Origin of the sequence: Bacillus pseudomycoides DSM 12442 (assembly GCF_000161455.1) — a bacterium.
GTDB classification, from domain to species: domain Bacteria; phylum Bacillota; class Bacilli; order Bacillales; family Bacillaceae_G; genus Bacillus_A; species Bacillus_A pseudomycoides.
The window spans coordinates 63,749-73,199 of the sequence record NZ_CM000745.1 but is presented as its reverse complement, the minus strand read 5'-3'; the positions used below and the strand labels follow the sequence as shown (position 1 = coordinate 73,199).

Below are 9,451 nucleotides of genomic sequence, written 5' to 3'. Positions count from 1 at the left end.
GACGACGACGTNTTTCTTTATATTCTTTCTACTACCCCTTCTGAACACGCAAGAAACTTTCAGCAATTAATAAATCCTCTGGCGTTGTCACTTTAATATTGTAATAACTACCCTCTACTACGCCCACTTCCTTACCAATACGTTCTACAAGACTTGCATCATCTGTACCAAGGAAACATCCCTGTTTTGCACTTTGATGCGCTTCTAGTAAAAGTGGAACAGAAAATCCTTGAGGTGTTTGTACGGCTCTCAACTGAGAACGTTCAACTGTTTCAACAACTGTATTTTGTTCTACCCGTTTTACTGTGTCCTTTACAGGTACCGCGCAAATCGAAGCACCTTTCCGCTTCGCTGCAATCAATACATCACGGGTCATTTTATTCGTTACAAACGGACGTGCTCCATCATGTACAAGAACATACTCGGTTTGCTTCACATATTGAAGTGCATTATATACACTATCTTGTCTTTCAGCCCCACCTTGGATAAACTGCACACTCTTTTGAATCGGATATCTCTGTATTAACCCTTCAAAATAGGAACGTTCTTCTTCATTAATTGCCATAATAATATTTTTACATGCTTCATCTTTTTCAAAAACACGTAATGTATGCACAATAATAGGCACTTCATTAATAAGCAAAAATAATTTATTTTTACCAGCACCCATTCGCTTTCCTCGGCCCGCGGCCGGAATAATTAATGTATACATGCTAATAATCCTCTACTTATAATGCTTTTTCTAGTAATTTTCGCTTTGCAAAAATCATACGACCAGCAGATGTTTGTAGTACACTCGTAACGAGTACATCAAGTTGTGAGCCAACATATTCTCGACCATCTTCTACTACAATCATCGTACCATCATCTAAATAAGCAACACCTTGATTTTGCTCTTTTCCATCTTTGACAACATAAACGCTTAGTTCTTCACCGGGAAGTACAACTGGCTTAATTGCATTTGCTAAATCATTAATGTTTAGAACTGTTACTCCTTGTAGTTCAGAAACTTTATTTAAGTTAAAATCATTTGTGACAACAGTACCACCAGTTACTTTCGCTAATTTCACAAGCTTGCTATCCACTTCTTGAATATCTTCGAAATCGCCTTCATAAATCTCTACTGGAATTGGCATCTCTTTTTGAATACGGTTTAAAATATCTAATCCTCTACGTCCTCGATTACGCTTTAATGCATCCGAAGAATCAGCAATATGTTGCAACTCCTCTAATACAAACTGAGGAATGACAATCGTTCCTTCTAGGAATTTCGTTTGACAAATATCAGCAATACGTCCATCAATAATTACACTAGTATCAAGAATTTTCCAATGCGAAAAAGATTCCTCTACTCCTGTTTCCGTTTCAGCCTCTTCATTATCACTATTGTTATTTTTCTTCTTGCCACCGCGTTGTGGTAGTGTAAATAATCCTAACAATTCATTTCTCTTTTTAAATCCTACCTGGAATCCTAAGTAACCAAGTAGAAGTGTAAAGAAGATTTGCAATACAGTACTAATGACTGGAATTGTAAATTCACGAATTGGTATCAAAATTAAATACGCAACAATAAGACCTGAGATTAATCCTAGCGTGCCAAATAAAACATCTGTTACAGGCGCCTTTACAAGAGCTTCCTCAATATGTTTAATAAGCTGAACAATATAATCTACGAGCCAAAATGTTGTTAAAAATAAAATAATTGCACCAATAATTGCACGAACATATGAGCCCTCCAGTAACGGGATTGCACCCATGTCCAATACATTAATAACTTTCGGGATTAAATAAATCCCTAACGCTCCTCCGATTACTAAAACGAAGAGCTGTACGATCCGTTTTAACATCCAACCACCTCCTACTCATTATTAACCATTGTTTTGCTAATCAAAACGCCGAATGCAAAAGCGGACGTGTCTTTTTATAAATTGGTTTATTTACCAATATATCATATCATATACCAAAAATGTGCTAGTGTCGTTATATTATGAAATCAATGTAATATTCTTAATTGTGTCTACTCATATATAAATGCTCTTGGATTCGTTTTAAACCTTCTCGTATTTTTTTCGCCCGAACTTCTCCAATTCCTTCTACATCATCTAACTCATTAATACTTGCACGACAAACGCCTTGCAATGTTTTAAATCGATTGATCAAATTTTCAATAATAAGAGGTGGTACCCGAGAAATTTTACTTGTAATCCTATATCCTCTCGGTGTAACACTTTCCTCTAAACTCATTTGCCCTGGGTAACCAAGCAATTTCACTAAATCACTATCTTCTAAAAGCTGTGCATTTGCAAGTTCCTGTAATTTTTTTAAAATTTGATAGTGATCCTGCGTCTTTTCTTGATAGTAGTCTTTAATTAATAATGCTGCCTCTGCTTCCAAATCAGCCAACAGCTCAGTAAGCTGTAAACGAATAAGTCTACCTTCTGTTCCTAATTCATGAATATAACTTAGAATTTCATTCTTAATACGGAGTACCATCTCGACACTATGTAGGACGTGGACCACTTCAGACATCGTAACAACTTCCTCAAATTCTAGAATACCCAAGTTCGTAATACCATCATTCCATACTGCTTTATATTTTTCTAAAGTTTGAATAGCCTGATTTGCCTTTGTTAAAATAACGCCTATGTCTTTTAGTGTATAACGTAAACCTCCCTGATATAGCGTAATTACGTTACGTCTTTGTGAAATAGCAACAACAAGACTTCCTGTTTGCTTCGCTACACGTTCTGCTGTGCGATGACGCATTCCTGTTTCAATGGAATCAATAGATGACTCGGGAACTAACTGTGCATTTGCAATTAAAATTTTACTTCCCGTCTCATTTAAAATAAGAGCTCCATCCATTTTTGCTAGTTCGTATAAACTAGCGGGAGAGAATGCACAATTAATGTGAAATCCTCCATCAACAATGCTTTTAATTTGATCATTATACCCAAGGACAATTAAGCCACCTGTTTGCGCACGAAGTACATTATCTATGCCTTCTCGCAAAGGTGTCCCTGGTGCAACAAGCTGCAAAATATTAATCATACTTTTGACACGTTGCTTGTTTTCTTCCATAGCCTAGCCTCCTAATGTCAAACGAAGCGCCTCTCCTAAATTAGAAACACCAACTACTTCAATCCCCTCAGGAATTGTCCAACCCCCTAAATTTTTTTTCGGGATTATGGCACGCTGAAATCCTAATTTAGCCGCTTCTTGTACTCGTTGTTCAATTCTCGATACCCTTCTTACTTCTCCAGTTAACCCAACTTCTCCTATTACCGCATCGGTCGGGGCAGTTGACTTATCTCGAAAACTCGATGCAATACTTAAAGCCACTGCCAAATCAATTGCTGGTTCATCCAATCTCAATCCTCCAGCAACCTTTAAATACGCATCTTGGTTTTGCAATAATAAACCTGCTCTTTTTTCTAGCACTGCCATAATAAGCGATACACGATTATGATCAATCCCTGTAGCCATTCTTCGTGGATTTCCAAAACTAGTAGGAGAAATTAATGCTTGTATTTCTACTAAAACAGGCCTTGTCCCTTCCATAGAAGCAACAACTGTAGAGCCAGCAACTCCAACAGGTCTTTCTTCTAGAAAAATTTCAGAAGGATTTAATACTTCCGCAAGACCGAGTTCCTTCATTTCAAAAATACCCATCTCATTTGTAGAACCAAAGCGATTTTTAACCGCTCGCAAAATACGATATGTATGATGACGGTCTCCTTCAAAATAAAGAACCGCATCCACCATATGTTCTAACATACGCGGTCCTGCAATTGCCCCTTCTTTCGTTACATGTCCTACGATAAAAATTGGAATTCCTTTCGTTTTTGCAAGTTTCATCAGTTCCGCTGTACATTCACGTACTTGCGAAACACTACCTGGTGCTGAGGTTACTTCTGGCAAATAAATAGTTTGAATGGAATCAATGACAACAAAGGAAGGGTTCATTTCATCGATATGTGCCGCAATTCGCTGTAAATCTGTTTCCGAAACAACAAATAAGTTGCTTCCATTTACATGTAGACGATCTGCACGAAGTTTAATTTGTTTTGCTGATTCTTCACCAGATATATACAATACATCATACGAAGAATCTGCTAATTGCGATGATATTTGTAGTAGTAAGGTTGATTTTCCAATTCCAGGATCTCCTCCAATAAGTACGAGGGAACCGTCAACAATTCCTCCACCGAGTACACGATTAAATTCTTGAAATTTTGTTTCAATCCGTGCCTCTGACTTTGTTTCTACTTCTGTAAGACGCCTTGGCTTTGTTACTTCCGTTTGAATCGCATTTGCATAGTTGATGCGACGCGATGATACAACTTGTTCCATCTCTTCGACAAGCGTATTCCATTGCCCACATCCAGGGCACTTACCCATATATTTTGGTGACTGATAACCACATTCTTGACATATAAATTTCGTTTTCTTTTTAGCCATCTTGTTTTTACTTCACTTCACTTTCATCTATAAACATACATCCTTCTCGTACAAGAAAGAGGGCTATTATTTAGCCCTCCTTGTTTGTCTATACTTATTTTACCTTTTCTGCACTGCGAATGACAAATGATTCCCCTTCGGCGTCAAAGACAACTTTTTGACCTTTCTCAATTGCTCCTTTTAGAAGTTCTTCTGACAATCGATCTTCCACATGTTTTTGGATTGCTCGACGAAGTGGACGAGCACCATACTCACGATCGAATCCTTTATCAGCAATCGCTTCAATTGCTGTACTTGTTAACTCTAATTCAATCTCTTGTTCTTTTAACCGATTTACTAATTGATTAACCATAAGCGTTACAATTTCTTGAATATGTTTTTTCTCAAGCATATGGAAAACAATGATTTCATCAATACGGTTTAAGAACTCTGGACGAAATGCTTTTTTCAATTCATCCATTACTTTACCCTTCATATCTGAATAATCACGACTCTCATCTTGTACGTTAAAACCGAGATGTTTATTACGTTTTAATGCTTCGGCACCAACGTTAGATGTCATAATAACAATTGTATTTCGGAAATCAACTGTACGCCCTTTAGAGTCTGTTAAACGCCCATCTTCTAGCACTTGCAGTAAAATGTTAAATACATCTGGATGTGCCTTCTCTACTTCATCTAACAGCACGACAGAATATGGTTTGCGACGAACTTTTTCTGTTAATTGGCCGCCTTCTTCATATCCCACATATCCTGGGGGAGACCCCACTAAGCGAGAAGTAGAATGTTTCTCCATATACTCAGACATATCAATACGAATCATTGCATCTTCATCACCAAACATAGATTCTGCTAATGCACGCGCAAGCTCCGTTTTACCTACACCAGTCGGTCCTAAGAAAATAAATGAACCAATTGGGCGTTTCGGATCTTTTAAACCCGCTCTTGCGCGGCGCACTGCTTTCGCTACTGCGACAACAGCTTCATCTTGGCCAATTACACGGTCATGTAAAATGGATTCTAGATTCAATAATTTATTTGTTTCTGTTTGTGCAAGTTTAGAAACCGGAATACGCGTCCACGTAGAAACAACATTTGCAATGTCTTCTACTGTTACTTCTGAATTTTCTTTTCCTTGCTGCTCTTTCCACTGACGTTTTGTATCCTCTAATTTTTCACGTAAACGTTGTTCCATATCTCGTAAAGAAGCTGCCTTTTCAAATTCTTGGCTCTGTACGGCTGCATCCTTTTCTTTTCGAATTTCTTCAAGTTTCACTTCAAGTTCTTTTAAATCTGGTGGTGTTGTATAAGAACGTAAGCGTACTTTTGAAGCTGCTTCATCGATTAAGTCAATTGCTTTATCAGGTAAGAAACGATCTGTAATATAACGATCCGAAAGTTTTACAGCTGCTTCAATTGCATCATCTGTAATGGAAACGCGGTGATGCGCCTCGTAACGATCGCGTAACCCTCTTAAAATTTGAATCGATTCTTCTAAGCTTGGCTCGTCAACATGAATTGGTTGGAAACGTCTTTCTAGTGCTGCATCTTTTTCAATGTATTTACGATACTCATCTAATGTTGTCGCCCCAATACATTGCAATTCACCACGTGCTAATGATGGTTTCAAAATATTGGATGCGTCAATTGCACCTTCTGCACCACCTGCACCAATTAATGTATGAAGTTCATCAATAAATAGAATGATATTACCAGCTTGGCGAATTTCATCCATCACTTTCTTTAAACGATCCTCAAACTCACCACGGTATTTCGTGCCAGCAACAACTGTACCCATATCTAACGTCATAACACGCTTATCGCGTAATGTTTCTGGAACTTCATTATTTACAATTTGCTGTGCTAGACCTTCAGCAATTGCTGTTTTACCTACCCCAGGTTCTCCAATTAATACTGGGTTATTCTTAGTTCTACGGCTCAATACTTCAATAACACGTTGAATCTCTTTACTACGGCCAATAACAGGATCTAAGCGTCCTTCACGTGCAACAACTGTCAAATCTCGCGCTAAACTATCAAGCGTTGGTGTATTTGCATTTGCTGATGCACCACCTTGATGGCCTGATGTAGCTTCATTGCTTCCAAGGAGCTGCAATACTTGTTGTCTTGCTTTGTTTAAACTTACGCCTAAGTTATTTAAAACACGCGCTGCAACACCTTCACCTTCACGGATCAATCCTAGTAAAATATGTTCCGTTCCAACATAAGAATGACCTAGCTTACGTGCCTCATCCATTGATAACTCAATTACTTTTTTGGCACGCGGTGTATAATGAACAGTTTGAGACATCTCTGTTCCACGACCAATTAATGCCTCTACCTCTTTTTGTACCTTCTCTGGACTTAGCCCAAGAGCAATTAACGCTTTAGCTGCAATTCCTTCCCCTTCGCGTACAAGCCCAAGTAAAATATGTTCTGTACCAATATTATTATGCCCAATGCGAATTGCTTCTTCTTGAGATAAAGCTAATACTTTCTGTGCTCTTTCTGTAAATCTTCCAAACATCATAGAAATCGCCTCCTACTTGCGCTCAATTTTGTTCAATTCGTAGTCTTTCACGGATTAATGTCGCCCTTCGATAATCCCTTTCTTCTGGGCTTAAAGGACCTCCTGCGTATTGCTGTAAAATTCCTGGCTGAGTTAGTACCATTAACTCTGTTAAAATATTTCTTGATATATTTTTTATATAATCAAGATCAATACCTAACCGCATATCTGACAGACAAGTAGCAGCTTCTGCCGATTGAATTAATCGACTATTAGCCAGTACACCGTAAGAACGATATACTCGGTCTTCAAGTTCAATACTTGAATTTTTCATAATTAGTTCTCGAGCTACTCTCTCTTGTTGTATAAGCTGATGAACAACACTCTCTAAATCTGCTATAATATCTTCTTCTGATTTTCCTAATGTCATTTGATTAGAAACTTGAAATATATTACCTAAGGCTTCGCTACCTTCACCGTATATTCCTCTTACGACTAAACCTAATTGTTGAATTGCTTGTATAATACGATTTATCCGTTTCGTCAAAACAAGTGCTGGTAAATGCATCATTACAGAAGCTCGTAACCCCGTACCAACATTTGTGGGGCAACTGGTAATATAGCCAAGCGATTCATCAAAAGCATATTCAACTGCTTTTTCAATCCATGTATCCATTTTGTTTGCGCTTTGCAGTGCTTCTGATAATTGCAGCCCTGAGAATAAACATTGAATTCGCACATGATCTTCTTCATTAAGCATCACACTTATATGTTCACTTTCTGATAGTAGACAAGTACCAAATTCCGTTCCAGCAAGATTAGGACTAATTAAATGTTTTTCTACTAAAACTCTTCGCTGAAGCGGTTTTAGTTCATTCATTTTTAATAGTTCAAAATTCCCGAGGGATTTCACTTTCTGATTTACAAACTTCTTTTGAAATAAATTAGTAATCTGCTTAGCTTCTTCATCAGTTTGCATAATAGGGAAATGATAATCTTTTAAATTACGAGCCAAACGAATACGACTACTTAAAACAATATCAGAATCGGGGCCATCTCCCCTCATCCACGGACTAATTGCTTCATTCATAATACGATCCAGTGACATAGAACTATTCCCCCCCTCTATGCTCACTAAGCTGATTTTCAATACTTCGGATTTGATCACGCGTTTGAGCTGCTTTTTCAAATTCTTCTTTCTGTATACATTGCTTTAATTTTAATTTTAGTTCATCTAATTCTTTCTTTAGATGAATATTTCCTCCCATACGCTCGGGAATTTTTCCACAATGATTTGTATGACCACCATGAAGCCGCTTCAACATTGGCTTTAGTTGTTCCTTAAATGTCTCATAACAAGAAGCACATCCAAAGCGACCTACTTTTGCAAATTGTTTATATGTCATATTACAAGTTGAACATCGTAATACTCTTGCATCTGAAAAACTATCCTCTTGGTTTTCAAACATTGATGGTTCTCCATGTAGCAATCCAGCTAGTAAGTCATGGAAGGAAAAACTAGATTGTGGTGATTGAAAGAAAGACGTATAGCCATTTTGCTCTGCACATTGCTCACAAAGATGAACTTCCGTCTTTTGTCCGTTTATTACTTTTGTATAATGTAATGCTGCTGGTCTTATATTACAATTTTGACAAGTCATCTTATATCCCCACCTTTACAATAGGAACGATCTACCTCATGATACTTTTTATACACCACTAGATTATTTTTTTCACTGAATCTTGTCTGTAAAAAGTCCCACTATAAAATGAATTACCACTAAAAACATTTCTTAACAAAAGCTGTATTTATTTATATTTCAGTGTCCTTAACATTGCGCATAATATCCGAGCCCTAAGTTCATCTCTAGAAGGTAAATCCATTAATAATACAGATCGATCTAATACGCTCAGCATAAGTTTTGCTTCCCGATTGGTCACAATATCTTCTTCCACTAATCGTATAATGATACTTTCCGCATTCCCTTGCGCAATACTATGCTCGATCATATGAAGCATTTGATCAATAATGTCTATATCGTCATGCAATTTGACTTTGATAATGCGAATGTAACCTCCTCCGCCTCGTTTACTTTCAACTACAAATCCTCTTTCTAACGTAAAGCGAGTATTGATTACATAATTAATTTGAGACGGAACACAATCAAATCGATCCGCAACCTCATTTCTCTTAATCTCAATCACATTATTATTGCTTAAGTCAATAACTTGCTTTAGATATTGCTCAATGATATCAGATATATTTCTCATTTATCCGCCACCTTTATTGACTTTGACTATCTTTGACTTTAATTATATACGTATTAAAGAAATTTGCAACTCTTTTGCTTCCTCACTATCCTAGCCAAAATTTCTTTTCTTTAATCACTACGTTTATATTTTATACAACAGAATTAACTTCTCATTTTTATTTGTACGTATTAATACCAAATAAAAATATACAAAAAAGCACGAGTCAAT

At 37.1% G+C, this 9,451-nt stretch carries 8 protein-coding genes; all 8 read right to left on the bottom strand.

Going from position 1 to position 9,451, the window contains the following annotated elements; translation table 11 throughout:
- Positions 1-31: 31 nt before the first annotated feature.
- A complete protein-coding gene (gene ispD / locus BPMYX0001_RS00380; protein WP_006093092.1) occupies positions 32-712 on the bottom strand; it encodes a 2-C-methyl-D-erythritol 4-phosphate cytidylyltransferase in 681 nt (226 codons plus the stop codon).
- Positions 713-728: 16 nt separating this feature from the next.
- On the bottom strand, positions 729-1,847 hold the full coding sequence (locus tag BPMYX0001_RS00375; protein ID WP_003194307.1) for a PIN/TRAM domain-containing protein: 1,119 nt from the start codon (positions 1,845-1,847) through the stop codon (positions 729-731).
- 160 nt (positions 1,848-2,007) lie between these two features.
- Positions 2,008-3,081, bottom strand: a complete 1,074-nt coding sequence (gene disA, locus BPMYX0001_RS00370; protein WP_003194305.1) for a DNA integrity scanning diadenylate cyclase DisA — start codon at positions 3,079-3,081, stop codon at positions 2,008-2,010.
- A 3-nt stretch (positions 3,082-3,084) separates the two neighbouring features.
- Complete coding sequence (gene radA / locus BPMYX0001_RS00365) at positions 3,085-4,461, bottom strand: DNA repair protein RadA (protein ID WP_006093091.1); 1,377 nt, start codon at positions 4,459-4,461, stop codon at positions 3,085-3,087.
- Between the two features lie 94 nt (positions 4,462-4,555).
- Positions 4,556-6,991, bottom strand: coding sequence for an ATP-dependent protease ATP-binding subunit ClpC (gene clpC, locus BPMYX0001_RS00360; protein WP_006093090.1), 2,436 nt, complete (start codon positions 6,989-6,991; stop codon positions 4,556-4,558).
- Positions 6,992-7,013: 22 nt separating this feature from the next.
- Positions 7,014-8,078 (bottom strand): protein-arginine kinase McsB, encoded by a 1,065-nt coding sequence (gene mcsB / locus BPMYX0001_RS00355; RefSeq protein WP_006093089.1) that lies wholly within the window; start codon positions 8,076-8,078, stop codon positions 7,014-7,016.
- Positions 8,079-8,082: 4 nt separating this feature from the next.
- Positions 8,083-8,631, bottom strand: coding sequence for a protein-arginine kinase activator protein McsA (gene mcsA / locus BPMYX0001_RS00350; RefSeq protein ID WP_006093088.1), 549 nt, complete (start codon positions 8,629-8,631; stop codon positions 8,083-8,085).
- 148 nt (positions 8,632-8,779) lie between these two features.
- On the bottom strand, positions 8,780-9,241 hold the full coding sequence (locus BPMYX0001_RS00345; RefSeq protein ID WP_006093087.1) for a CtsR family transcriptional regulator: 462 nt from the start codon (positions 9,239-9,241) through the stop codon (positions 8,780-8,782).
- Positions 9,242-9,451: the final 210 nt, after the last annotated feature.